This window comes from Mycobacterium sp. RTGN4 (assembly GCF_033804635.1).
GTDB lineage: Bacteria > Actinomycetota > Actinomycetes > Mycobacteriales > Mycobacteriaceae > Mycobacterium.
The window spans coordinates 270,914-295,017 of the sequence record NZ_JAPZLB010000009.1 but is presented as its reverse complement, the minus strand read 5'-3'; the positions used below and the strand labels follow the sequence as shown (position 1 = coordinate 295,017).

25 protein-coding genes and 1 pseudogene are annotated in these 24,104 nt (G+C 66.4%); 15 read left to right on the top strand and 11 right to left on the bottom strand.

Annotation, left to right across the window (positions count from 1 at the left end; translation table 11 throughout):
* Positions 1-56 precede the first annotated feature (56 nt).
* From SLQ30_RS21230 to SLQ30_RS21215, 4 genes are read right to left on the bottom strand one after another with little or no spacing between them, the layout of a single operon-like run.
* On the bottom strand, positions 57-509 hold the full coding sequence (locus SLQ30_RS21230) for a MarR family winged helix-turn-helix transcriptional regulator (RefSeq protein ID WP_319448022.1): 453 nt from the start codon (positions 507-509) through the stop codon (positions 57-59).
* 10 nt (positions 510-519) lie between these two features.
* Positions 520-1,785 (bottom strand): amidohydrolase family protein, encoded by a 1,266-nt coding sequence (locus tag SLQ30_RS21225; protein ID WP_319448023.1) that lies wholly within the window; start codon positions 1,783-1,785, stop codon positions 520-522.
* Positions 1,782-2,102, bottom strand: coding sequence for a hypothetical protein (locus tag SLQ30_RS21220; protein ID WP_319448024.1), 321 nt, complete (start codon positions 2,100-2,102; stop codon positions 1,782-1,784). Before SLQ30_RS21220 ends, SLQ30_RS21225 begins: the two co-directional genes overlap by 4 nt.
* A 5-nt stretch (positions 2,103-2,107) precedes the next feature.
* Entirely contained in the window at positions 2,108-3,373 is a 1,266-nt protein-coding gene (locus SLQ30_RS21215; protein WP_319448025.1) for an aromatic ring-hydroxylating dioxygenase subunit alpha, read from the bottom strand.
* Between the two features lie 305 nt (positions 3,374-3,678).
* Here SLQ30_RS21215 and SLQ30_RS21210 point away from each other — a divergent pair, with 305 nt between their 5' ends.
* Positions 3,679-4,278 carry a hypothetical protein gene (locus SLQ30_RS21210; protein ID WP_319448026.1) on the top strand — a complete coding sequence of 200 codons (600 nt, stop codon included), beginning with the start codon at positions 3,679-3,681 and terminating at the stop codon, positions 4,276-4,278.
* A gap of 42 nt (positions 4,279-4,320) precedes the next feature.
* Positions 4,321-4,752 (top strand): DUF4189 domain-containing protein, encoded by a 432-nt coding sequence (locus tag SLQ30_RS21205; protein WP_319448027.1) that lies wholly within the window; start codon positions 4,321-4,323, stop codon positions 4,750-4,752.
* A 47-nt stretch (positions 4,753-4,799) separates the two neighbouring features.
* Here the strand turns inward: SLQ30_RS21205 and SLQ30_RS21200 are convergent, their stop codons facing one another.
* Positions 4,800-5,852 (bottom strand): dihydrodipicolinate reductase, encoded by a 1,053-nt coding sequence (locus SLQ30_RS21200; RefSeq protein ID WP_319448028.1) that lies wholly within the window; start codon positions 5,850-5,852, stop codon positions 4,800-4,802.
* Between the two features lie 73 nt (positions 5,853-5,925).
* On the opposite strand from SLQ30_RS21200, the gene SLQ30_RS21195 reads away from it, so the two are divergent.
* The 3 genes from SLQ30_RS21195 to SLQ30_RS21185 are packed head-to-tail and all read left to right on the top strand — an operon-like array spanning position 5,926 to position 7,935.
* On the top strand, positions 5,926-6,258 hold the full coding sequence (locus SLQ30_RS21195) for a hypothetical protein (RefSeq protein ID WP_319448029.1): 333 nt from the start codon (positions 5,926-5,928) through the stop codon (positions 6,256-6,258).
* A gap of 2 nt (positions 6,259-6,260) precedes the next feature.
* Positions 6,261-7,160: a crotonase/enoyl-CoA hydratase family protein gene (locus SLQ30_RS21190; protein WP_319448030.1), complete on the top strand. Its 900-nt coding sequence runs from the start codon at positions 6,261-6,263 to the stop codon at positions 7,158-7,160.
* A 10-nt stretch (positions 7,161-7,170) separates the two neighbouring features.
* Complete coding sequence (locus tag SLQ30_RS21185; RefSeq protein ID WP_319448031.1) at positions 7,171-7,935, top strand: glucose 1-dehydrogenase; 765 nt, start codon at positions 7,171-7,173, stop codon at positions 7,933-7,935.
* A 1-nt stretch (position 7,936) separates the two neighbouring features.
* Here the strand turns inward: SLQ30_RS21185 and SLQ30_RS21180 are convergent, their stop codons facing one another.
* From SLQ30_RS21180 to SLQ30_RS21170, 3 genes are read right to left on the bottom strand one after another with little or no spacing between them, the layout of a single operon-like run.
* A complete protein-coding gene (locus SLQ30_RS21180; RefSeq protein WP_319448032.1) occupies positions 7,937-8,869 on the bottom strand; it encodes a TIGR03619 family F420-dependent LLM class oxidoreductase in 933 nt (310 codons plus the stop codon).
* Positions 8,870-8,895: 26 nt separating this feature from the next.
* A complete protein-coding gene (locus SLQ30_RS21175; protein WP_319448033.1) occupies positions 8,896-11,223 on the bottom strand; it encodes a CoA transferase in 2,328 nt (775 codons plus the stop codon).
* Complete coding sequence (locus SLQ30_RS21170) at positions 11,220-12,677, bottom strand: aldehyde dehydrogenase family protein (RefSeq protein WP_319448034.1); 1,458 nt, start codon at positions 12,675-12,677, stop codon at positions 11,220-11,222. Before SLQ30_RS21170 ends, SLQ30_RS21175 begins: the two co-directional genes overlap by 4 nt.
* 225 nt (positions 12,678-12,902) lie before the next feature.
* Here SLQ30_RS21170 and SLQ30_RS21165 point away from each other — a divergent pair, with 225 nt between their 5' ends.
* The 9 genes and pseudogenes from SLQ30_RS21165 (at position 12,903) to SLQ30_RS21130 (ending at position 19,520) form a co-directional block, all read left to right on the top strand.
* The gene (locus SLQ30_RS21165) at positions 12,903-14,063 is read left to right on the top strand and encodes a cytochrome P450 (protein ID WP_319448289.1); all 1,161 of its coding nucleotides are present in this window, start codon (positions 12,903-12,905) and stop codon (positions 14,061-14,063) included.
* 2 nt (positions 14,064-14,065) lie between these two features.
* Positions 14,066-14,698, top strand: a pseudogene (locus SLQ30_RS33155) (acyl-CoA dehydrogenase family protein); the annotation flags it as partial.
* Positions 14,672-15,256, top strand: a complete 585-nt coding sequence (locus tag SLQ30_RS33150) for an acyl-CoA dehydrogenase family protein (RefSeq protein WP_413468116.1) — start codon at positions 14,672-14,674, stop codon at positions 15,254-15,256. The pseudogene SLQ30_RS33155 and the gene SLQ30_RS33150, both read left to right, overlap by 27 nt.
* 29 nt (positions 15,257-15,285) lie before the next feature.
* Positions 15,286-15,792 (top strand): MaoC family dehydratase N-terminal domain-containing protein, encoded by a 507-nt coding sequence (locus SLQ30_RS21155; RefSeq protein WP_319448290.1) that lies wholly within the window; start codon positions 15,286-15,288, stop codon positions 15,790-15,792.
* A 1-nt stretch (position 15,793) separates the two neighbouring features.
* Positions 15,794-16,192, top strand: a complete 399-nt coding sequence (locus SLQ30_RS21150; RefSeq protein WP_319448036.1) for a Zn-ribbon domain-containing OB-fold protein — start codon at positions 15,794-15,796, stop codon at positions 16,190-16,192.
* A 10-nt stretch (positions 16,193-16,202) separates the two neighbouring features.
* Positions 16,203-17,306, top strand: coding sequence for an acyl-CoA dehydrogenase family protein (locus SLQ30_RS21145; RefSeq protein WP_319448037.1), 1,104 nt, complete (start codon positions 16,203-16,205; stop codon positions 17,304-17,306).
* Positions 17,303-17,749, top strand: coding sequence for a MaoC/PaaZ C-terminal domain-containing protein (locus tag SLQ30_RS21140; RefSeq protein ID WP_319448038.1), 447 nt, complete (start codon positions 17,303-17,305; stop codon positions 17,747-17,749). Before SLQ30_RS21145 ends, SLQ30_RS21140 begins: the two co-directional genes overlap by 4 nt.
* Positions 17,746-18,912, top strand: coding sequence for a lipid-transfer protein (locus tag SLQ30_RS21135; protein ID WP_319448039.1), 1,167 nt, complete (start codon positions 17,746-17,748; stop codon positions 18,910-18,912). The genes SLQ30_RS21140 and SLQ30_RS21135 overlap by 4 nt, the downstream gene beginning before the upstream one ends.
* Entirely contained in the window at positions 18,909-19,520 is a 612-nt protein-coding gene (locus SLQ30_RS21130) for a TetR/AcrR family transcriptional regulator (protein ID WP_319448040.1), read from the top strand. Before SLQ30_RS21135 ends, SLQ30_RS21130 begins: the two co-directional genes overlap by 4 nt.
* Positions 19,521-19,545: 25 nt before the next feature.
* Here SLQ30_RS21130 and SLQ30_RS21125 read toward each other — a convergent pair whose 3' ends face one another.
* Positions 19,546-21,048, bottom strand: coding sequence for a class I adenylate-forming enzyme family protein (locus SLQ30_RS21125; protein ID WP_319448041.1), 1,503 nt, complete (start codon positions 21,046-21,048; stop codon positions 19,546-19,548).
* 53 nt (positions 21,049-21,101) lie between these two features.
* On the opposite strand from SLQ30_RS21125, the gene SLQ30_RS21120 reads away from it, so the two are divergent.
* Complete coding sequence (locus tag SLQ30_RS21120; protein WP_319448042.1) at positions 21,102-22,310, top strand: cytochrome P450; 1,209 nt, start codon at positions 21,102-21,104, stop codon at positions 22,308-22,310.
* A gap of 3 nt (positions 22,311-22,313) precedes the next feature.
* Here the strand turns inward: SLQ30_RS21120 and SLQ30_RS21115 are convergent, their stop codons facing one another.
* Positions 22,314-23,117 (bottom strand): thioesterase family protein, encoded by an 804-nt coding sequence (locus SLQ30_RS21115; RefSeq protein ID WP_319448043.1) that lies wholly within the window; start codon positions 23,115-23,117, stop codon positions 22,314-22,316.
* A complete protein-coding gene (locus SLQ30_RS21110) occupies positions 23,114-24,103 on the bottom strand; it encodes a DUF2889 domain-containing protein (protein WP_319448044.1) in 990 nt (329 codons plus the stop codon). Before SLQ30_RS21110 ends, SLQ30_RS21115 begins: the two co-directional genes overlap by 4 nt.
* Position 24,104: the final 1 nt, after the last annotated feature.

Sequence of the window (24,104 nt, the reverse complement as noted above, 5' to 3'; positions counted from 1 at the left end):
TCAAGTACTTGCGATATATCTCAAGTAGTGGCCACAAAACGGTGCTGACCTCGGTGCTAAGACTCGACGTGATCGTCGAACACCGTATGACCGGTGCCCTGCTCGACGACGCGGCTTAGCAGGGTGCGCAGCGTCAGTTGCTCCTCGACGCTCAGCACCCCGAAGACCTTCTGGTGCGCCTCGACGGCATCGTTGAAGACAGCGGTGACGACCGCCCGGCCCTCGTCGGTCAGATAGGCCTGCAGAATGCGCCCGTGCTGCGGGTCCTGCTTGCGTTCGACCAGCCCGCGACGCTCCAACGCCGTCAGTGCCAGTTGCACGCCCTGGGGGCTGATCAGCAGGCGGCGCGCCAATTCCGCGCCGGACAACCCTGGCTCGTTGGCCAGTTGGCGCAACAGCCCAAGCTGGGCCGTGGTGACCCCGTGGCCGGCGATGGCGTCGTTGACCGAGTTCAGCGAGAAGTAGAACGATTGCTTGAGCAGCCAGAGGAGGTTGTCGGTGAGTTCCATCGCATGCTCCCTACTGGTCGCTTCCGACGACGCTAGCGCAATGCTTGTGCACCTGACCGTCCTTCATGACGAAGCGGACGTCGAGGGTGCTGGATATGTCGGTAGCCGGATTGCCAGGCACGGCAATGATGTCGGCGAGGTAGCCAGGTGCGAGCCGGCCCAACTCGTGGTCGGCTTCGACGAGTTCGGCGCTGACGACTGTGGCCGCCCGGATGGCCTGCATAGGCGTCATGCCGCGTTCGACGAGTGCGCACAGCTCCTTGGCGTTCTGCCCATGCGGGATCGCAGGGGCGTCGCTGCCGCACGCGATTCGCACCCCGGCGGCAATCGCCTTGGGCAACATGGCCTTTGCCCGCGGGAACACCTCTTCGGCCTTCTTGCGCAGTTCCGGGGCGATGCGGTCGATCGCCATGTTGTCGGTCAAGCTGGTGGTGGAGACCAAGAACGTGCCGTGGTCGACCATCATCTGGATCGTGTCGTCGGTGGCAAGGAAGCCGTGCTCGATGCAGTCGATGCCTGCCCGGATGCAGGCCCGAATGGCGCTGTCGCCAACGGCGTGGGCAGCCACCCGGACGCCTGCCCGGTGCGCTTCGTCCGCAATGGCCTCGAACTCGGCGTCGGAGTACTGCTGCGATCCAGGCGCGGTGCTGTGCGACATCACGCCGCCCGACGCGGACACCTTGATCAGCTTGGCGCCGTGCCGAATCTGGTACCGCACACAGGCAATGACGTCCGGTACCCCGTTCGCAATCCCTTCGGCCACACTCAGCGGCATGACGCCAGGCGCAAGCCGCTGGAACACCGTCGGATCGAGGTGACCGCCATAAGGAGTGACGGCGTGCCCGGCCGGGTAGATGCGCGGGCCGGGATACCAGCCCTGATCGATGGCCCGCTGCAGTGCCACGTCGAGCAGATAGCCGCCGGTCTTGACCATCAGCCCCAGGTTGCGCACCGTGGTGAAGCCCGCGTCCAGCGTGGTGCGGGCATTCACGCCGCCCCGCAGCGTGCGATACGCCGGGTCGTCCTGCACGCCGTGCATCGGGTTGGGTAGCCCTTCCGGGCCGCCAGGTCCGCCGATGAGCAGGTTCAGTTCCATGTCCATCAACCCCGGCAACAGGGTGACGTCGCCAAGGTCGAGCTCAGTGGCCGAATCTGGCAGCGGCCCTTCGGGATTCACCGCAGTGATGCGATTGCCTTCGACTACCACCACTGCAGGCGAACGCACTTCGCCTGCGTCGACGTCGGCCCACCGGGCGGCGTGCAACACTACGCTCATGGCACCGGTTCCGAGACGCAGTCCAGCGTGGAGGCCCCGGAGTCGGGCACTCGTGGCTGGTTCCAGCATTCGACCGGGAACGACACCATCACCATCGAATACAGCAGGTGCATCAGGTTCAGCACGTCCTCGGGCAGGTCGTCGATGGAGTACTTGTCGCAGTAGGTGAAGGCTTCCTCGGCGCGTGCCGTGACCGCGTCGTAGAAGGCCTGCATCTCGACCATGGAACTGGCTAGCCGCTTGGCGTAGCGCTGCGGCTCGGTGGGCAGACACCACGCCGAGAACTGTTCCAGCTCAGCGAATTCCGGGGGCAGCATGGCGGTCACACTCCTGCGGTCTTGCGCTGGAAGTCGGCTATCCAGGACGCCGTCTCGTTGTGCAGGTGTCGCAGCAGTACTTCCTGGTCGCACAGCAGGAACTCGTTGACGGCGCGCGACTCGATCATCGTCTGGGTGGCTTCCAAGGTATTGGCGTCCTGAAGCCCGTACTCCTTGAACGACACCGCGGCCAGTTCCTGCGCCACCCGCTCCCGCGGTGTGCGCGCGGGCGGGAAGTAGATCGTGCCCTCGAAGATGTGGGTGTTGTACGACGTCGGCCAGTAGTGATAGGTGAGATACCAGCCCTGACCCCAGAACAGGATGACGAAATTGGGGAACAGTTGAAATGAATCGAGCCCCCACGGATTGCACTTGGCCGGGTTGAGGCCGGCTGGCATCTCGCCGAGATCGGGGCCGTCCCACGGCCCGAAAAGCCCACTCTGGCAGATGTCTTCGATGGGCTTGCGCATCTCGGCAGCCATCTCCCACGCCCGGATCCCCGAGGTGCTGACGAGCCGGTGCGGCCCCTCGATGCGGTAGTGCGGCGCCTCGAAGCCCGCCTCGGCGGCCACCTTGGAGTAGGCCGTCGGCGACTGGTTCGCGTGAAGTACCGGTGCGTGATAGAACTCCTGGAACGCGTCCATGTAGAGCTTCCAGTTCGCGTTGACCTCCGAGCGGTACACGAATCGGGACGTCAGCCGCTCGAAGGGATAACCCTCCAGCCCGGTGATCATCGGTCCGAGGAATTCGCGCAGCGACTGTTCGGGCGTCGCGGCGAAGTTCACGAAGATGAAGCCTTCCCAGACTTCACAGTGCACGGGCACCAACCCGTACTGGCTCTTGTCGAGGTCGAAGAACTCCTCTTCCTGCTGTACGAACGCGAGGTTGCCGTCCAGGTCGTAGCGCCAAGCGTGATATTTGCAGGTGAACTGGCGGCACACGCCGCTGGTCTCCTCCAGCGGCATGTCGTTCCACACCAGCTTGTTGCCGCGGTGCCTGCACACGTTGTGGTAGGCCTTCACCTCGCCCGCGGTGGTGCGGCAGATGATGATCGACGTGTTGGCGGCCTTGACTTCCTTGGTGAAGTAGCTGCCCTTGCGCGGAAGTTGCTCGGCGCGGCCGACATTGAGCCACGCGCGCTTGAAGATGGCCGCGCGTTCGAGCTCGTAGACCTCTGGGCTGATCGAATCCTCGTAGGAGATCGGAGCCGTGCCGAGATGCGGGTAGTGCTGGGTCCAGCTGCCCTCGGGCGGCTTGGGAAAACGAGCCATGCCTACTCCTCTGGATTGGCGGGCTAAGCCAGAGTCGACGGTATCGGCTCGGCGGAGCAATCACAAGTAGTTGATATTACCGGGAGGCAATAGGTGATTGCGCCAGGCCCGTGGCGAATCACTACTTGCTTTTCCCGCCATTGCCGCGAACGACTACTTGCTTTTCCCGCCATTGCCGCGAACGACTACGTGAGTTTGCTAGATCGCCCTCAGAGTCCCTGCGCTGGGGGGTTATGTTCGTGCCAAGGCGGGGGAGCCTGCCAATTCAGCGACAGCCGAAACATCGGCCGAGGAAAGGAACTGCCGTGGTAGTGACCAGTTTTCGTCCACGCACCGCGATCTTTGCCACACGTTCGGGAAGCGAGGCGATGAGCATGAAATCGTCGATGTGGTTGCGCCCAAAGCGGGTTGGCGGCGTGCTGGCCGTGGCGCTCGGGATGATGGCGGCGGTCGGGATCAACCCGGGTGTCGCGACAGCTGATGACGTGGTCGCCCCCGGCCAACACCTGTCGCTATCCGCGGATTGCACAGCGCCGCAAACCGGGGCATTTGCCAATTGCGACGCGATCTCCCCCGGGGGAGACGCGGTCTCCTCCGGCGGGGGAACACGGGTGGTCTGCGAGTCCGACGGAGGGTGTCGCTACACGGTGACGGCCTCAGGGCAGAAGCAGGGAGAGGACCACCCGAATTCGAGCGGGTCGTGGATCCGTGCGTGTGCGCAGGTATACCCCAAGAGCCCGAAGGGTCCCTACGACAAGGTTCGGCTTCAGTGCAGTGAAGTGTCTGACAATGGACCGTCGGTATTCAGCGGGACGCTCAAGTCCGGGGATCAGGCCATTTTGCAAGCCTCGCTTAACGGGACTAACTGGCAAACTGCGTCCGTCCAAGCCGATGTCAATGGATGAGTGCAGCCCGTCGCTGACCCGATGCCTTCGAAAGGAATATCTATGTCACTGAAGGACTTTGGAAAGCGCGCTGCGGTATCGGCGGTGGCCGCCGCGCTAGCAGCGGGGCTGACCGTTGGCATGGCGCCCACCGCACAGGCCGCTGAGCTGTGGGGCGGGATCGCAACGGGCCCAAATGGCGCGTGGGGATACTGGAGCGGCTTGCCAACCAGGGTCGAAGCCATGTACTTCGGCAACTGGAAATACTGTGCAACGTTCACCAACGAAACGTGCAAGCGGGTCCTGATTTTCACCCAGTGCGGGGCCTTGGCCTCTAACGGAGGGGCCTTCAGTCCCGCGGAGGGCGCCACCGCCCAGGAAGCCGCAGACGAGGCGCTCGCCGACCTCCCCGGTAGCTCGATCATCTATTCGGGATGCAACGATCCCAAGGGTTACCTGAGTATTGGCAACAACGGGTACCAAACCCACAGATAACGCGTTGCGGGGCCACCGAACGACCCGGCGAGCGCCAGTTTCCGGGTTTACCCGTTCAACACGCCCCGGCCCATGATCGTGGGCAGGTCCAGGAAGGTGCGGATGCCCGGCGCCGCCGCACACACCGGCGCGATGGCGTGGACGGCGTGCATCGCGGTACCCAGACAGCCCTGATCGGTCTCGTCCTCGCCGTGGGTCGCAATACGCGACTCGAGCACCATGGACGGGCGACCCTCGACGGTCACCTTCCACCCGCGTCCGGTCGGCCACTCGGGAGCCTGATCGTCGCCCAGACGGGTGATGTGCTCGATGGTCAGTGCCTTGCGTCCACCGATGATCGCGGAGCAGCTGAACCGTTGCGCCGAAACGGTGCCTGCCTCGATGCGGCCGGCCTTCACGTCGAAGGGCGCCGCCGCGACGGACACCTGACGGTCGTAGGTGAAGTCGTCGATGGTGGCGCCAAGCCCGTCGGCCACCAACATCAACGACGCGCGGAAAGTCGAGCCCGCCAGCACCGGATCGGCCAGCGGCACCGGCGCGTCGGGCGCCATCCCGAAGCCCATGATGTCGAACAGCATGAAGGCGACGTCATAGGTGGAGTAGTCCAACAGCTCCTGCACCAGCAGCGAGTCGATCCGTCCGAACAGGCCCGACATCGTCAGCGGCAAAACCTCTGCCGCCCAACCGGGTTCGATGCCCGTCGCGTGGAACGACGTGCCGCCTGCCGCACAGGCGGCCTCGAGCTTGTCGACGACGTCGGCACCCATGCTGGCCGGATAGATCAACGACGTCACCGCGGTGGACACCACGTTCTTGCCCGCCGCGAGCAGGCGGCAGATGTCCTGGAGCGCGCCCATCGGGTTCATTTCGCCCTGCGGCATGTAAAGCACGCAGTCGGCGTCCAACGCGACGATGTCGTCGGGGTCCTTGGTCGTGACGATGCCGAGCGGGCCGAGACCGCACAGCTCGCCGACGTCCCGACCGGCCTTGGCGTCGCTGTAGACCAGCGCGCCAACCAACTCCAATTCCGGGTGCGACGAGATGGCGGCGACGGCGTGACGGCCGACGGTTCCGGTGGCCCACTGAGCGACGCGCAACATGCTGACGACCTTACGGTAAGCACAACTAGTAGCGGGCCGAATTGGCCGTCACTAGGCCGAATAGAGTGGTCGCATGAGCACCCTGTCCCTGACCCTGTTCTACGTCGGGCTGGCAGTACTGCTCGTCGGCCTCGTACTTCCCGGCTGGAACACCGCCCGGGCATCCAAGCGGGCCACGAAGCGGCGCATCTACTGGACGGCGACGGTGATCGCGGTCCCGGTGCTGTTCGTCGCAGGCCTGCCGGATCTGCAGAGCTCCATCGCATTCGTCGCGATGGCCCTGATCCTGATGGTCGGGTGGGCTTATGTTCGTACCCCGAACATCAAGATCGGCGATCGCATCTACTCCATCGATCCCCGCAACACCGAGCCGGATCCACCGGCTCCGGGCGACAGGAACTTCTAGCGATGACTCGGGCCTTCGAAACGCTGCTGTACAAGACGGAGCCACCCGTCGCGACCATCACGTTGAACCGGCCCGAGCAGCTCAACACCATCGTTCCGCCCATGCCCGACGAGATCGAGGCGGCCATCGGGCTCGCCGAACGCGACCCAGAGGTCAAGGTCATCGTGTTGCGCGGGGCCGGGCGGGCCTTCTCCGGCGGATACGACTTCGGCGGCGGCTTCCAGCACTGGGGCGACGCCATGAACACCGACGGCCAGTGGGATCCCGGCAAAGACTTCGCCATGGTCTCGGCGCGCGAGACCGGTCCGACGCAGAAGTTCATGGCAATCTGGCGCGCGTCCAAACCCGTGATCGCCCAGGTACACGGCTGGTGTGTCGGCGGCGCGAGCGACTACGCGCTCTGCGCGGACATCGTGATCGCCAGCGACGACGCCGTCATCGGCACGCCGTACAGCCGGATGTGGGGCGCATACCTGACCGGCCTGTGGCTCTACCGGCTCAGCCTGGCCAAGGCCAAGTGGCACGCGCTGACCGGCGAACCGCTGACCGGCAAGGAGGCTGCGGCCGTCGAGCTCATCAACGAGTCGGTGCCCTTCGAGCGGCTCGAAGCCCGGGTCGCCGAAGTCGCCGCGATGCTGGCCCGGATTCCGTTGTCGCAGTTGCAGGCTCAGAAGATGATCGTCAACCAGGCCTACGAGAACATGGGCCTGGCGTCGACGCAGACGCTGGGAGGGATCCTCGACGGGCTGATGCGCAACACGCCGGAGGCGCACGAGTTCATCGAAACCGCTGAATCACAAGGTGTTCGAGCTGCCGTCGAACGCCGCGACGGTCCATGGGGCGACTACAGCCAGGCCCCGCCGGAGCGCCGACCGGATCCGTCGCACGTCATCGAGCCCTGAGGAGCACCCCATGAGCGAAGCCCGCTTCCGCCTCGACGGCAAGGTCGCCGTGGTGACCGGCGGCAGCCGCGGGATCGGGGCCGCTGTCGCAAGGGGTTTCGCGATGGCGGGCGCCGACGTCGTGATCGCCAGCCGCAAGCTCGACAACTGTGTGACGACGGCTGGTGACATCGCGGAGCAGTCCGGCCGTCGCACCCTGCCGGTGGCGTGCCACGTCGGTCGGTGGGACGACTGCGACGAACTCGTCGACACCGTCTACCGCGAATTCGGGCGCTGCGACGTGCTGGTCAACAACGCAGGCATGTCACCGCTGTACCCCAGCCTGACCGACGTCACCCAGGAGCTCTACGACAAGGTGCACGCCGTCAATGCCCGCGGGCCGTTCCGGCTCTCGTCACTGATCGGCACGCGGATGGCGCAGGGCGACGGCGGGTCGATCATCAACGTCAGCACGGCGGGCACGTTGCGCCCCGACGCCACCGATCTGCCGTACGCCATGGCGAAGGCAGGCCTGAACGCCATGACGCTGGCGCTCGCCGGGGCGTGGGCACCGAAGGTGCGGGCCAACCTGCTGCTACCCGGCGCCTTCGACACCGACATCGCGGCCGCATGGACACCCGAAATGCGTTCCGCGGCAGCCGCAATGAATCCGATGAAGCGCATCGGCACGCCGGAAGACATGGTCGGGCCGTGCCTGTTCCTGGCCAGCCCCGCGGGGGCCTACGTCAACGGCGCGCAACTACTCGTCGACGGTGGGTCGTTCCGCACGCTGTAGTTCAGCGCGTGACGTCCCGGAAGTCGTGCATCAGCCCGGTGAGGAACTCGACGGCCTGCTCCCGGTGTTTGGGCACCGATGCCATGAACCGGAAGTCGGTGACACCAGCCGCCACCAGCGTTGGAATTGTGGCGAAGGATGCCTTCGAGTCGACCGACCCGTCACCGTTCTTGACGACGGGCGCCGCGCCCTGCACTTGAAGGTCGGTTGGGTCGCCGCCCGCGGCAAGCACGGCGTCCTTCATCGCGGCGACCGAGTGCTCGACGTCGGCGATGTCGGGACCCCACGGAATCCAGCCGCTGCCGAAACGGGCAATCCGGCGGGCCACCGCGCGATTCACGGTTCCGCTGATCCACAGCGGAACACCGCCGGGTTGAACGGGTTTCGGCATTTGATGGATCGCTTCGAAGGACAATTCCGGCGCCGAATACGCGGCCCGTTGCTGGGTCCACAAGGTCTGGCACACCTCCAGCGTGTGGTCGAGCAGCCGCCCGCGGCCCTCGAACGACAGCCCGACCGCTTCGTACTCCGCGCGCTGCCAGCCGACTCCGACACCGAGGTCGATTCGCCCTCCGGACAGCACGTCCATGGTGGCGAGTTGTTTGGCCAGTACCGCCGGTCGCCGCAGCGCCGCGAGCAATATCGACGTGCCGAGTCTGATCGACTTCGTGGTAGCAGCGAGCGCCGTCAGCACGGTGAGCGGTTCCAGCCAGAGCCCATCCGGTCCGGTGGGCTGCCGTCCGCCTGCCGTGCCACCGGCCGACGGATCGCCATACGCGTCGAAGTTCTCGCCGAACACGATGTGGTCGGACACGACGACCCGATCGACGCCCGCTTCGTCCATGACCTTGGCCGCATCCAAAGTGTCGGCCCAGTCATGCTGCAGATCGTCGGTAAACGTCCGCAGGTACATCGACAGCTGGGGATGCCTCATTCGTCCATACTCACATCCGACTCCGGTCAGGTTCCGAGCGCCCGGTCCCCGATGACGAATTGCTCACGCAGCGTGGCGATTTGCTCGTCGGGCACGCCCAATTCGCTGAGCACGACGTCGTTGTCCCGGCCCAACGTCGGCGCGGCCCAGCGGTGGTGGTGGGGCGGGCCCGGAGTCATGCGGAACGGCCAGCCAGGAAATCGCAGCCGGCCGCTGAGCGGATGCTCGAGCACCTCGTAGTACCCCCTGGCCTCCAACTGCTCGACGTCGTACATCCGGTCGGGTGTCATCAGTCGCTCGACCGGGACGTGCCTGACCGAAAGCGCGTCGACCAGTTCCGCGGCCGACCGTGTGCCCGTCCAAGCCGACACCACCCCGTCGAATGCCTCGCGTGACGAAGGCGGTGGCGTTCCAAGCAGTTCGGGATCGGCGATGGCGTCGACCAGCTGCGCCCAGTCCGCGTCGTCGCGAACCGAAAGCGCCACCCAGGCTTGGTCGGCGGTGGGATACACGCCCTGGAGATAGCCGCGGTGGCGATTGCCCACCCGCGGCGGCACCTCGCCGTTCATCGAGTACGCGATGACGGGTTCGGCCACCACCGCGGCGCCGACCTCGATCTGGGCCACCTCGATCAACTGACCCTCCCCCGTGCGCCGCCGATGGTCGAGCGCCGCGAGCAGGGCGACGCTCGCGTGGACACCGACGATCGGGTCGGCAGGTCCTTGAAGATCGGTCGGCGGACCGTCGGGATAGCCCGTCGCCGCCGACATGCCCGACATCTGTTCGATGTTCAGTGCCCAGCCGACGTAGTCCCTCCACGGGCCCTCGAGCCCGAACCCCGGCATGCGCACCATGATCACGTCGGGCTTGATGGCGGCGACGGAGTCGTAGTCGAGCCCGAAGTGTTCGACCACGCGCGGCGAGAAGTTCTCCACCACGACATCGGCGCGCGCGACGAGTTCGCGGACCAACTCGCGGCCCGCCTCGGTGGTCAGATTCAGCGTGACGTCCCGCTTGTTGAGATTGGTGCCCTGCCACATCACACTGCGCTCATACCAGTCGTCGCCCTCCGCGGGGAACGCGCCGGAGTAGCGGAAGCCGTCGGGTCGCTGAATGGACTCGACCTTGATGACGTCGGCCCCGAACGCGCCCAGATAGCACGTCAGGTAGGCGCCTGCCCAAAACGTGCTGAGGTCGAGCACCGTCAGCCCATCGAAGGGGGCCGACGGCACCATCCCAGCGCCGGGATCGGTTGCTGGGCAGCTGAATTCCAACGGACCAGAACTGCCCAGCCGTGGCGCCGGACGCGGGACGGACACCGGGGTCTTCGACAACCGATAGGGCGCGCCTGGGCGGCGGAACGACCACCCGTCGCCACCGGCATCGAGGAAAGACGACCGCGCGACGTACTGAGGACACGTCAGCGCGGATGCCCCGTCGCAGACCGGCGCGGCAGGAATCCGCATGGCCTGGCTGAGTTCGACGATGCCCGTGACCGTCTGCTCGTCGAGCCATTGCTGGGCTTTGTCGAAGAACTCGGCACGCTCCGGTGCGCCGTGCATCACGGCCACCTGATGCTCGCCGAACTCGGGTAGGCCGACCATGGCGCACACGTCCAGCCAATGCTGGCCGGTGAGGCAGTTGATGCCGACCCAACCGTCGGAAACCCGAACGACACCGAGCATCGGGCCGCCACGTCCGGTCGGCATCATGCCCATCTTGCGCATCTTCTGGACGGCGAGCATCGGATACGGCAACGTCGACAGCAGCGCCTCCATGACGGACACGTCGACTTCGATTGGTTCGGTTGATGATTCGGAACGGTAGCGCAGTGCGGTCAGCGCGCCGAGGGCGGCGTAGGCCCCCGCCACGTACTCGGAGATGCGGGCGCCGGCCTGCACCGGCGGCCGGCCGGGATCGCGATTGGTGATCCAGCCCCCCGCGGCCTGCATGGTCAGCGGCGTGGCGTCGCGGTTTCGCATGGGGCCGTGCCGACCAAAGTTGGAGATCCGTGCGACAACCAACCCGGGGTGTTCGAGTTCCGCTATCCCCGAATTACATTCGATCAACAGGTGGGCGGTGGCGACCAATCGCTGCGCCTCGGCGCGGTCGTCCTCACGCGCCAGGTCCAGCGTCAGTCCGCGCTTGCCCGCGTTGAGGTATTCGAAGAGCCCGGACCGCTCGAGGTCCACCGCGTTGTCGGGGAACGGTCCCCACCGACGAAGCGAATCACCCTGAGGCGGTTCGATCTTCACGACCTCGGCGCCGAGGTCGACGAGTAGCTTGCCGGCGTAGGGGCCAGTGATGCCGCTGGCGAGCTCGACGACCCGCAGCCCGTCCAGCGCGACAGTCACGAAGGAACGCCGATCGCTTTCATCTCGGTGTAGTGGTGAAGTCCGTGCAGCCCGCCCTCCCGGCCGAGCCCGCTCTGCTTGAAACCGCCGAAGGGGGCGTCGCCGGGGCCGCAGCCGTTGACCGTCAGCTGGCCGCTACGGATACGCCGGGCGATGCCGAGCGCGCGGTCGACGTCGGCACCCCAGACCGCGCCTGCCAATCCGTACTGCGAGTCGTTGGCGATGGCGACGGCTTCCTCGTCGCTGCGGTAGCGCAACACCGACAGCACCGGCCCGAACACCTCTTCCTGGGCGATGGCCGAAGCGGGGGTGACGTCGGTGAGGATCGTGGGTTCGAAGTAGTGGCCCGTCGCGTGCCCCGCCGCACGGCCGCCGCCGACGGCGAGCTTGGCGCCGTTGGACACCGCCCGGTCGACGTGGCGCTGCACGGACTCCAGGTGTGTGCGGCTGATGAGCGGACCCATTTGCGTTGCGGGATCTTCCGGGTCGCCGACCACGACGTCGCGCGCCAACGCGACGAGCCTGGCGACGACGTCGTCATGAATGGACTCGGGCAGCACCAACCGACTATTGAGAATGCAGGCCTGGCCGGCGTGCAGGGTGCAGCACTCGAAGATGATCCGTTGCAGCAGTTCGTCGGTCACCTCGACGTCGTCGAGGAAGATGCTTGCGGACTTGCCGCCACACTCGAGCAGGATGCGCTTCATGGTGGCGCTGGCGGCGCCCATCACCTGTCTGCCGACGGCCGAGCTTCCGGTGAAGCTCACCAGGTCTATGCGCGGATCGGTGGTGAGCAGCTTGCTGGCCTCCAGGCTGCTTGGTGTGACGACGTTGACGACGCCTGCCGGGATGTCGGTGTGCTCATCGATGAGCTTCGCGAGGGCCAGCCCGACCAGTGGTGTCAGCGGTGACGGTTTGAGCACGACGGTGTTGCCTGCGGCCAGCGCCGCGCCCAGCTTCATGAGGTTGAGGGTGTGCGGGAAGTTCCACGGCGTCAGCACCGACACCACGCCGAGCGGCTCGTGGCGCAGCAACGTGGTACCCGCCGCGCCGTAGGCGTCCATGGTCTCCTCGACGGGCACCATGGCCAGTTCGGCCGCGCGCAACACCATGAAGGGCGGCCCGTCGATCTGCATCAGCCGCGCGTTGGCGATGCAGCCCCACTCCTGCTGCGACAGCGCAAAGAAGTCGTCGAGTCGGCCGAGCAAGGCATTGCCGAGCTGCTCGAGGCATCGCGCCCGTAGTTCCGGCGAGGTAGCCCAGTCGCCTGCGTCGAAGGCCCGCCGCGCGGCCGCCACGGCAGCGTCGACCTGCCCGATGCTGGCGTCTGGCGCGGTCGCGAGCACGGTCTCCGTGGACGGCGAGACGTCGTCGTACCGGCCGGCCTCCGGCGCCACCCACCTGCCGTCGAGGTATAGGTCGTACTCCTCGGCGAGCGCACACTCCTCGGCCATCCGGACTCCCTTGTTCGGTGTCAGACATATTCCATCGCTGTGTACACCCGCATCCGACGCGGCGTCAATAGAACTTACTGCCACAGCACGTAATAGCCGTTCTTGACAGTACGTACGCTAGCGCGGTAGACATCTTTTGTCGAACACTTTGCCATGATCTGTCCGATTGATTCGACTATTCAAAGGAGTCCTCGAGTGGTCGAGCAAGTGCACCCGAGGGACGTATTGCATTCGCCCGAATTCTTCGTCGGCGACCCTTATCCCACGTACCGGGAGCTGCGTGCCACGGAGCCGGTGTGCTGGAACGACGTCACCAAGTTCTGGGCGCTGCTGAAGTACGAGGACATCCGGTACGTGTCGAGCAACCCGGCCAAGTTCTCGTCGGCATTCGGCATCACGCTGCCCGATCCCGCGATTCCGTCGCCCGCGGTGGAGGGCAACCTGATCTTCACCGATCCCCCGCGGCACCGGCAGCTCCGCAAGCTCATCAGCGCCGGGTTCACCAAGCGTCAGGTGAGCCTGCTCGCAGTGAAGATCCGCGACTTGGTGAACGGTATTCTCGCCGACGTCGAGCCAGGGGCGACGTTCGAGTTCGCCGAGGGCATCGCCGCACCCCTGCCGACCCGGCTCATCGCCGAGATCCTCGGCGCCCCGGCTTCGGACTGGGAGCGCTTCCGGGTGTGGTCGGATGCATGCGTCGGCATTGCCGACCCCACCATCGAGCTGGATCCGTTCGTGGCGATCGGCGAATTGTTCGAATACTTCCAACAACTCATCGCAGCGCGGCGGGTCGACGAGTTCGATGACGTGCTGTCGATCCTTGCCCACGCCGAAGTCGACGGCGAGAAACTCACCGACGACGAGTTGCTTCAGTTCGCCTTCCTGCTGCTCGTCGCAGGCAACGAGACCACGCGCAACCTGATCGCACTTGGCACGCTCGCCCTGATCTCCCACCCCAAGCAGTGCCAGTTGCTCGTCGACGACCCCACCCTGATCCCCCGCGCCGTGGAAGAGATGTTGCGCTGGACAACGCCGGTCACTCACATGGCGCGCACCGCGACCGAAGACGTCGAGCTTCGGGGGCAGACGATCAGGAAGGGCGAGGTCGTCGTCATGTTCTACGGGTCGGCCAACCGTGACGAGGACATCTTCGGTTCCGACGCCGAGGACTTCGACATCACCCGAAATCCGAATCCCCACATCGCCTTCGGCTGCGGCGAGCACGCCTGCATCGGCGCGCAGCTGGCCCGGCTCGAGGCCACCATCATGTTCGAGGAACTGCTGCGGCGCTACACCAGTATCGAATCCGCAGGCGATGTCGAGCGCATGCTGGCGACCATGGTGCCCGGCGTCAAGCGAATGCCCATTCGACTAGGCGGGAGTTGAACATGCACCTCGAGTACACCGACGAGCAGCAGGAACTGCGCACCAAGATGCGCGCCCAACTCGAAGCCGTGATGACCCCCGAGCGCATCAAGGCCGTGGCAGGACGCATGGAGGGCGGTCCGGCCGTCAAGGAATGTGTCCGGGCATTGGCCGCCGCCGAGCTGCTGGGCGTTGGCTGGCCCAAACAGTTTGGCGGACAGGGTTACTCGGCGATCGAGCAGTACATCTTCTTCGAAGAAGCCAAACGGGTGAACGCCCCCATCCCGATAGTCACGCTCAACACCGTCGGCCCGACGTTGATGGCGTTCGGCACCGAGGAACAGAAGGAGCGGTTCCTGCCCGCCATCCTCGCGGGCGAGGTGGAGTTTGCGATCGGCTACTCCGAGCCCGACGCGGGCAGCGACCTGGCCTCGGTGCGGACCACCGCGACGCGGGACGGCGACGAGTACGTCGTCAACGGCGCGAAGATGTTCACCAGCGGCGCCGCCAGCTCCGACTACATCTGGCTGGCCGCGCGCACCGATCCAACGGCCAAGAAGCACAAGGGACTATCGCTGTTGATCGTGCCCACAGACGCGCCCGGCTTCTCGTGGAAACCACTGCACACCATGCCGGGGGTGTCGACGTACTACACGTTCTACGACGACGTCCGCGTACCGGTCAGCGCGATCGTCGGCGAGGAGAACGAGGGCTGGAAGCTCATCACCACCCAGCTGAACTTCGAACGCGCCGCACTCGGCACGCTGGGTGCGGTCGAGCCGCTCTTCGAGAAGACGCTGCGCTGGGCGCGCACCACCGAGTTGGATGACGGCCTCGTGATCGACCAGCCGTGGGTCCAACTCGCGCTCGCCCGCGTCGAAGCTCAGGTGGCGGCTTACAAACTGGTCAACCTGCGGGTCAATGCGGCGATGACCAAGGGTGTGCTCGGCATGGGCGAAGCGTCGGCCGCGAAGGTCTTCGGCACCGAACTGACCCAGCAGGTCGCGCGTGCGCTGCTCGAGATCCTCGATCAGGCCGGCTGCCGGACCGGGGCCGCCGCTCCCCTGCGCGGAGCGCTCGAGGTCGCAGTGCGGACCGCGGTGATCAACACCTTCGGCGGCGGCGCCAACGAGATTCAGCGAAACATCATCGCCATGGCCGGGCTGGGGATGCCACGCGAACCCCGTCCGACGCAGACGGGAGTCGCGAAGTGACCGAGGAATTTCAGCGCAAGCTCGACGCCATGGTCGGCCGGCCGACCGGCTCGGGCAAGCCCGCCGTGGCACCGGATCCGGTCAACCAACCGATGATCCGGCACTGGGCCTACGCACTCGACGACATGAACCCCGTCTACCTGGATCCCGAGTTCGCGGCGAAGTCCCGATTCGGCGCGATCGTCTCGTCCCCGGTGATGCTGCAGACCTGGACGATGGCCCCGCCCAAGATCGAAGGCATCGCCGACCGCGGCGGCGTCCCGATGGTGATCAAGCACAACCCCATGAAGTTCATCGAGGACGAGGGGTTCACCGGAACGGTGGCGACCAACTCCGAATTCGAGATCGAGCGCTACCCCCGACTCGGCGACGTCATCACCTCGACGACGGAGATCGAGCAGGTGTCCACCGAGAAGAAGACCGCCATGGGCACCGGACACTTCGTGACCTGGGTGACCACTTATCGCGATCAGTACGACGAAGTCCTTGGCAGACAACGGTTCCGGGTGCTCCGATTCAAGACTGAGGAGAGCTGAGATGGCCGCCCGACTCGCCCCTACCGTCAGCCCCGACACGGAGTTCTTCTGGGCCGGACTGCGCAACCACGAGTTACTGATCCAGCGCTGCGGCGCCTGCGGCACGCTGCGCAACCCGCCGCGCCCGATGTGCCCGCACTGCCAGTCGCTGGACTGGGACACCCTCAAGGCGACCGGGCGGGGCACCGTCTACAGCTGGGTGATGCCGCAGTACCCGCCCATGCCGTTCATGGAGTACCCGTACATCGTCGTGCTCGTCGCACTCGAGGAGGGCATCCGGCTGGTCTCCAACCTCATCGACATCGCGCCAGAGCACGTCCAGGTCGGCATGCCCGTCGAAGTGTGCTTCGAGGAGTTCGACGACGCCTTGGTACTGCACCAATTCCATCCGGCCCAGTAAGGCAGCGCTCATGGATTTCACGTTTAGCGATGAGCAAGAGACCATCGCCAGGGTCGCGCGCGACCTGTTCGAACGGCGCGCGACACCCGAACGGCTCACCGAGCTCGAAGCTGGCGACGTGCGATACGACGCCGCACTGTGGAAGGAGCTCGGGGCCGCCGATCTGCTCGGCATCGCGCTACCCGAATCGGTCGGCGGCAGCGGGCGCGGTTTCCTGGAACTGGGGCTTCTGCTCGCCGAGGTCGGCTGGAGCGTGGCCCCCGTCCCCATCTATGCGACGCTGCTGCTTGGCGCCGATTCGATCGCGCGGTACGGCACGGATGCACAGCTGCAGCGTTACCTGCCCGACGTGATCGCAGGAACCCGGTTGCTGACCGCGGCCATCACCGAGCCCAACCGGTCCGACCCAACGAAACCGGTCACCACCGCCCGCCCCGACGGGAACGACTGGCGGATCGACGGAGTCAAGGATCTGGTGCCGGCCGCCCAAATCGCGGACGTGGCAGTGGTTTCAGCGCGTACCGACGATCACGCCGGGCTGTTCCTGGTCGACCTGCACACTGACGGAGTGGCGGTCGATCCGGCGCCCACTATCGGTGGCCAGCCCCACGCTGACGTACGGTTCGACGGCGTGAAGGCCGAGCGACTGGGCACCGGCGGGGACGTCGCCGCGCTCTACGACCGGGCGCTCGTCGGGCTCTGCGCCATTCAACTCGGCGTCACCGAGCGGGCCCTGCGCATCGCTGCGACCTACACCTCCGGGCGCGAGCAGTTCGGGCGGCCCATCGGTAGTTTCCAGGCCGTCCAGCAGCGCATGGCGGACGCCTTCATCGACGTCGAGGCCATCCGCTGGACCACCTGGCATGCGGCGTGGCTGCTGGCCGAGGGCAGGCCGGCCGACCGCGCCGCGCGCATCGCGAAGTTCTGGGCCGCCGAGGCAGGCCAGCGCGTCGTCGCGACCGCCCAGCAGGTGCACGGCGGCATCGGAATCGACGTGACGTATCCACTGTCCCGCTACTTTCGGTGGGGTAAGCACAACGAACTCGCGCTCGGCCCCGCCACGCCTCAATTGGCTTACCTGGCAAGCACCTACACGGACGGAGTATCGGAATGACGACCGCCGCCACGCTCGACTGGCGCACGATCAAGGTGGGCGACGAAGTCACCCCGCTCGACGTTCCGGTGACGGCGACGGTGATCGTGGCGGGCGCCATCGCGTCGCGCGACTACATGCCGGTGCACCACGACGTCGAGTTCGCCAAGCGTCAGGGCTCACCCAACATCTTCATGAACATCCTGAGCACCAACGGGCTGTGCGTGAAGTTCCTGACCGATTGGGCAGGCCCCGAGACGATGGTCAAGAAACTGGCGATCCGCCTGGGCGTGCCCTCCTTCCCCGACGATCCGCTGCGCTTCACGGGAACGGTCACGAACATCGCCGAGGGCGGTCCTGGCGAAGGGCTACTCGAGCTCACCTTCAAGGGCGCCAACAAGTTGGGCGACCACGTCACCGGCACCGCGCTCGTCAGCCTGCTCGACGACAGGGTCGGCGGATGACCAGCACCCTGGGCGGCAAGGCCGCGATCGTCGGCATCGGCCAGACCGAGTTCTCCAAGGAGTCCGGGCGCACCGAACTCCAGTTGGCCTGCGAGGCAGTCAAAGCCGCCATCGGTGATGCCGGCCTCAAGCCAAGCGACGTCGACGGGATGGTCACGTTCTCCGTCGACTCCAACGAGGAGATCGAGGTCGCCCGCAACGTCGGCATCGGAAACCTGACGTTCTTCACCAGGGTGCCCCACGGGGGCGGGGCCGCCGCAGGCACCGTGGTGCAGGCCGCCATGGCCGTCGCAACCGGTACGGCCGACGTCGTGGTCTGCTACCGGGCCTTCAACGAGCGCTCCGGATTTCGCTTCGGCGGGGCCAGCCGCACCGGGGCGACCACCCCGCTCTGGCTCGCGCCGTACGCCCCGTTCGGGCTCATGACACCCGCCGGGTGGGTCGCCCTGCACGCGCAGCGCTACATGTCGACCTACGGGGTGACCAACGCAGACTTCGGGCGGATCTCCGTCGTCGACCGTGCGCACGCCGCCCGCAATCCCGACGCGTGGTTCTTTCAGCGGCCGATCACGCTGACTGAACACCAGAACTCGCGGTGGATCATCGAACCGGTGCTACGGCTGCTCGACTGCTGCCAGGAGAGCGACGGTGGGGTGGCCTTCGTGGTGACCAGCGTCGAACGCGCCCGCGACCTCGCCAAGAAGCCTGCCGTCATCACGGCCGCGGTGCAGGGCGCGGCGCCCGACGGCGAGGTGATGACGAGCTACTACCGCGACGACATCACCGGGCTCCCCGAAATGGGTGTGGTCGCCGAAAAGCTCTGGCGGGACTCCGGACTCAAACCACGTGACATCCAGACCGCGTTCCTCTACGACCACTTCACGCCCTTCGTCTTCGCCCAACTTGAGGAGCTCGGGTTCTGCGGTCGCGGTGAAGCCAAGGACTTCGCCACCGTCGAGCGCCTTTCGCTCGGCGGAGAGCTGCCCATCAACACCAACGGCGGACTGCTCGGAGAGGCCTACATCCATGGGATGAACGGCATCACCGAAGGCGTCCGCCAGGTCCGAGGCACCTCGTTCAACCAGGTCGACGACGTCGAGCACGTGCTGGTCACCTCTGGGACCGGCGTGCCCACCAGCGCGCTCATCCTGGAGCGGCCGTGACCCAGGCGACGACGACCGACACTCGGGTGGCCATCATCGTGGCCGCCCTGAAGTGCTTCCAGACCAAGGGATTGCGCAAGACGACGGTCGTCGACATCACCCGCGCCGCAGGCATGTCGCGAAGCACCGTCTACGAATACTTCCCAGACAAAGCCGCGATCGTGGCGGCCTGCGCCGAGCACGTCTCGCAGCTGTTCTACCGCGAAATGGCACTGGCGATGGACCGGGGACGCACCTTGGAGGACAGGCTCGGCCGCGCTGGCGCCGTGGTGACACGGGGACGCCAGTTCATCGAGCCCGAGAAGTACTTCGACGCAGACGAAGTCAACCTCCTGCTCACCAAGAACGCCGCGCAGCTGCTCCGCGAATGCGGCGAGTTCCTCACCCCGTACCTCACCGCGGCCAAACTCACCGGCGAAGTCCGCAAGGACTTGGATGTCGAAGCGGCCGCGGAGTGGTTTTCGCGAATACTGTTCTCGCTGTTTACGACTCCATCCGCACGCCTCGACACCACCGATCCGCAAGCGGTGTCGGCGTTCGTGCGCGAGCACGCCGTGCGGGGATTCGCCGGACCGTCGCCGAGCCGCCCCCGGCGCAACGGCCAGTGACATGCGCAGCGCGCCGGCGACGGACTCAGCCGAACGTCGTGCGCAGCTCCTTTTTGAGCACCTTTCCCAACGCGTTGCGCGGCAGGACCTCGAGAACTTCCATGCGCTCAGGATGCTTGTAGCGCGCCAGCTTGGCCGCGAGGCAGTGTTCGACGAGCGTCTGCAAGGTGACCGCGCCGTCCCCACTGGGCACCACCACCGCGCACACGCGCTCGCCGGTGATCCGGTCGGGTACCCCGATGACTGCCACGTCGGCTACTCCCGGGCAGGTGGCCAACACGCCCTCGACCTCGAGCGCCGAGACGTTCTCCGCGTTGCGGATGATGGCGTCCTTGGTACGTCCGGTCACCCGGACATTGCCTTCGGCATCGATGGTTCCGAGATCACCTGTGCGGAACCAACCTTCGGCATCGAACGCGTCGGCGTCGAGCTCGGCGTCGACGTAGCCAAGGAAGCACTGCGGCCCCTTCAACAGCAGTTCGCCGTCGTCGGCGACGCGGACCGACACTCCTGGCACGGGTTTGCCCACCGTGTGGTCCAACAGGTCCGGAACCGCGTCGAAGGAGGGCGAAGTGGCAACGGGGAACTCGGTGAGCCCCCACGCGTTGGCGATCCCTTGCACGCCAAGCGTTTCGCGTACCTGACGCCCGAGTTCGGGAGTGATCGGACCGCCGCCCGCCAGGCAGGCCCTCAGCGCGGGGAACAATGGCTCCGCCCCGTGCGTCCGCTGTGCCGCCAGATACGCGACGTAGAAGGGCGTGGCCGTGCCGAGGAACGTCGGTCGGTGCGCAGCGATGGCGAGCGGTGTGGCGGCGGGGTCGAAGGCGTCGAACAGCACCAGCCTCATGTCGGTCAGCAGGGCGGCGGCCAACATCGCCGCGCCCCCGATGTGCGAGATCGGGAAGGCGATGGGATTGACGTCAAGCTTGGCCGTCCCGACCATGCCGACGACCCCTGCCGAGCCCGCGACGATCGAAACATCGCTGTGCCGCACTCCCTTTGGGGCAGCAGTGGTGCCCGACGAGTAGTAGATCCACCGGGCCGCTTCGTCGTCCTCCGGTGCGGGGGGCAGCCCGGACGGGTCGCCCTGGGGGCACCGCAGACCGCGCTCCGGCGAGGTGTCGTGGTCGATCACGATGACCTCGAACCCGCCTGCGGCCGCCAGCGCCCGGGCCAGCGCACCGTGGCCGTACCCGCGCCACGTCTCGGGCACCAGCAGGAACTCGGTACCCGACTCCGCCGTGATGAAGCCGACCTCCTTCTCCCGCAAGATGGGGATGATCGGATTCTGCACGGCCCCAAGGCGAGTCAACGCCGCCATCACGACCATGGTCTCCAAGGTCGTCGGGAGTTGCCACGACACGACCGCACCAGCGCCCACCCCGCGCGCGGCGAACGCGGCCGCGGTGGCGCATGCGGTGTCGTGGAGGTCCTGCGCGGTGAGGCTGCGACCGTGGTCGTCGCTCAACACCGTCCGATCAGGATCGCGGGCTGCGGCGGCCGCGACCAACTCCCAGTACGTACCCATCGCCTCCCAAGCTTCCCATCGCGCTGCGCCGAACACCAACCAAAGGAACACCCATGTCGATGACGACCGACGAGCAAGAGCCCGACATCGACTTCACCGGCGAGACAAGCCCGTACCCGTTCTTCGGATACAAGCGCCGGACCGACCCCATCTGGCACGGCGCCGCGCTTGACCATTCGCAGGAGCCAGAAGAGCTTCGCCCCTCCGATGAGTGGACGTTGATGGACTTCGACTCCGTATCCCTGGCGTTCCGCGACCACGAGACGTTTTCCTCGGCCCGCTACGACGAGACGATCGGCCTGGTGATCGGCCCGACGATCCTGAGCATGACGGGCCACAAACACCACGCGCATCGGAGCCTGGTGGCCAAGGCCTTCCGCACCAAGTCCCTGGCGCGGTGGGAACCGGACTACATCGAGCCGATCTGCCGCGGCCTGGTGGACGACTTCAAGGCCAGCGGCGAGGCCGACCTCATCAAGGACCTGACGTTCGAATTCCCGACGCGGATCATCTCCAAGCTGCTCGGACTGCCCGCCGAGGACCTCGACTCGTTTCGCAAGCTCTCGTTCGAGCTGATCTCGATACAGACCGACATCGAGGCCGGCCTGGTGGCATCGGCGGAACTGCAGACGTACTTCGGCGAGCAGGTCGATCAGCGCCGCTCGAAGCCGACCGACGACATCATCGGCGATCTCGTCGCAGCCGAGGTCGACGGCGAGAAGCTGACCGACGAGGCCATCATCTCGTTCCTCCGGCTGCTGCTGCCGGCCGGGCTGGAGACCACGTTCCGCTCGTCGAGCAATCTGCTGAACCTGTTGCTCACCCACCCCGGGCAGCTCGCCCTGTTGCGGGCCGATCGCTCGATGATCCCGAGGGCGATCGAAGAGGCGCTGCGCTTCGAGACGCCACTGACGACGGTGATGCGCACCGCGACAAGGGATGTCGAACTGCGCGGAAAGTGCATCCCGGCCGGCGCGAGCGTGAACATGGGTATCGGTGCGGCCAATCGCGACGAGGCCCGCTGGGACCGCTCCGAGGAGTTCGACATCACCCGCGAGCCGAAGCCGCACATCTCATTCGCCGCAGGCGAGCACAGTTGCCTCGGCCTTCACCTGGCGCGCACCGAGACTCGTGTGGCGCTGGTCAGCCTGCTCGACCAACTCGAGGACATTGCGTTGGTGCCCGGCGAGGACGCGGACATCAAAGGCCTGATCTTCCGCTCCCCGCAACGATTGCCGGTGACGTTCCGCGCCGCCCGTTGAGCCCTAGGGCGGTGGAGCAAGAAATCCGGAATGAGCCAGCGCAACCGAGACACACGACCCGACGGCACCGCGGCGGTCGAACAACGTCGCCGAGCCAGTCGCCACCCCGGCGCTGCTGTAGTGGCTGTGCGAAGCCATCCCGAGCGCAGAGCCTTCCGGTAGCCTGCCGAGCGTCACCGTGTAGTCCGCGTTGATGAACTCCAGACCCGCCGTGCCCCAGTTGCACAGCGATGCCGTGACGTCCGCGGCCATGGCGGCGCGCACCAGCGGGGTCAGCGGTTCGCCGTCGAACAAGGGCACGGCCAGGTTGAGCCACGCGAACTTCGCCCCGGTCTCGCCTGCCCAGTTCGGGTCGGGATTCTGGACAGGAGCGCCCCACCCGTAAGTCCGAACGAACAACGCCGCCTTGGCCACTTCGTCGTCGGGGGGAATCGGCGGCATCGACACCTGCTCCGTCCACACCTGTCCCGGAGGTTGTTCGCAGCGCCGCAGGAACAACGCGGTCGCGCGGGCGACGGCGTTGCCGCGCTGAACCAGCGTGACCTCCACCAGCTTCAGCCGTTTGCCGTCGCGCAGCACCTGCGTGCGCGGCTCGACCGGTTCCAGCGCCGTTGGCCGGGGTAGGTCGACGGTGAGCCTCGCGGGCTGTAGCTCGTCATCGTCGACCGCGCGCTCGGCCGCCCAGCCCAGTAGGCCGCCGACGACGTGCCCGCTGACCGACTCGCCCCAGCCGCCCTTGGCCATCCGCCGCGGCACGAAGCGAGCACCGTCGTGTTCGAAGTACGCCGTGGCGTCCGCATCCGTCAACGCGCGCTCCGTGCCGCGTAGCGGTCCATGAGCGCACCGAGATCCCCCAGCGACCGCAAGGTGTCGTTGAGGTGCGTGCACGTGGAGGTGCCGACAAACTCAGTGCGGATGCGGTTGCGCAGCTCGCCGACCGTCATACCGTTCACCCGGCCCGCACTCGCGAGTGCGCCAGGGCACTCCTGCCATGGCAAAACCCTTGCGGCAGCGTCGACTTCACTGAGGGTGCGCGTGGCGAAGTCGACGAGGCCGACGACCGTGTATTCGTGCAAGACGGTCTCCACGCCGGAGCCGTCGACGTGCGAATCCCGGAAGTGAGCATCGAACGCGCCGTGCTCGGGATCAAGGTCGAGCCGGCGCAAACGCCGCATCCCGTGCGGGCGAAGGGGTTCGGTGGGATGTAGCGCGTCGTCGGCCGAATCGGTCAGCACAGGCGCGGAAGGTCCGATACCGCAGGGCATCAGTAAGTTGCGGCGGGTGAAGTCGACGACGGACGCATCGGGCGCGAACCCGGAACAGATACCGGCCAGGTGGTCGGCCACATGGTCGCCCATCGGCGCCTCGGTGCCGTCGACGATGGCGGCATGCAATGTGCCGTAACCGGATACCAGCGAGGCACCCACCCAATCGTCGAGCAGCAGGTGCAGGGCCGTCGACCGCTCGACGTCGGGCCCGAGCAGTTTGGTGATCGTGGCGCGGAAACCGGAGCCGACGCGGCTACCGCGCAGCTGCTGCAGCCGGTCGTCGTCGCCACCGATGTCCTCGATCACCCCGGCGCTGAGCTGAGCGCGTACGACGACGTCGTCGACCACTTCGGCGGTGCCGTCCACGTCGATCCGAACGTCGCGTGCACGCAAGTCGGCATGGAACCGGCCTGGACCGTCGGGATGCGTGTCGATGGTGCTGGTGCGCCGAATCGTGCCTGGCCCGGGCACCGGCCATCCCGGAACCGGGCGTTGCGGCCCGACGATGTCCGAAACGAACGGCATG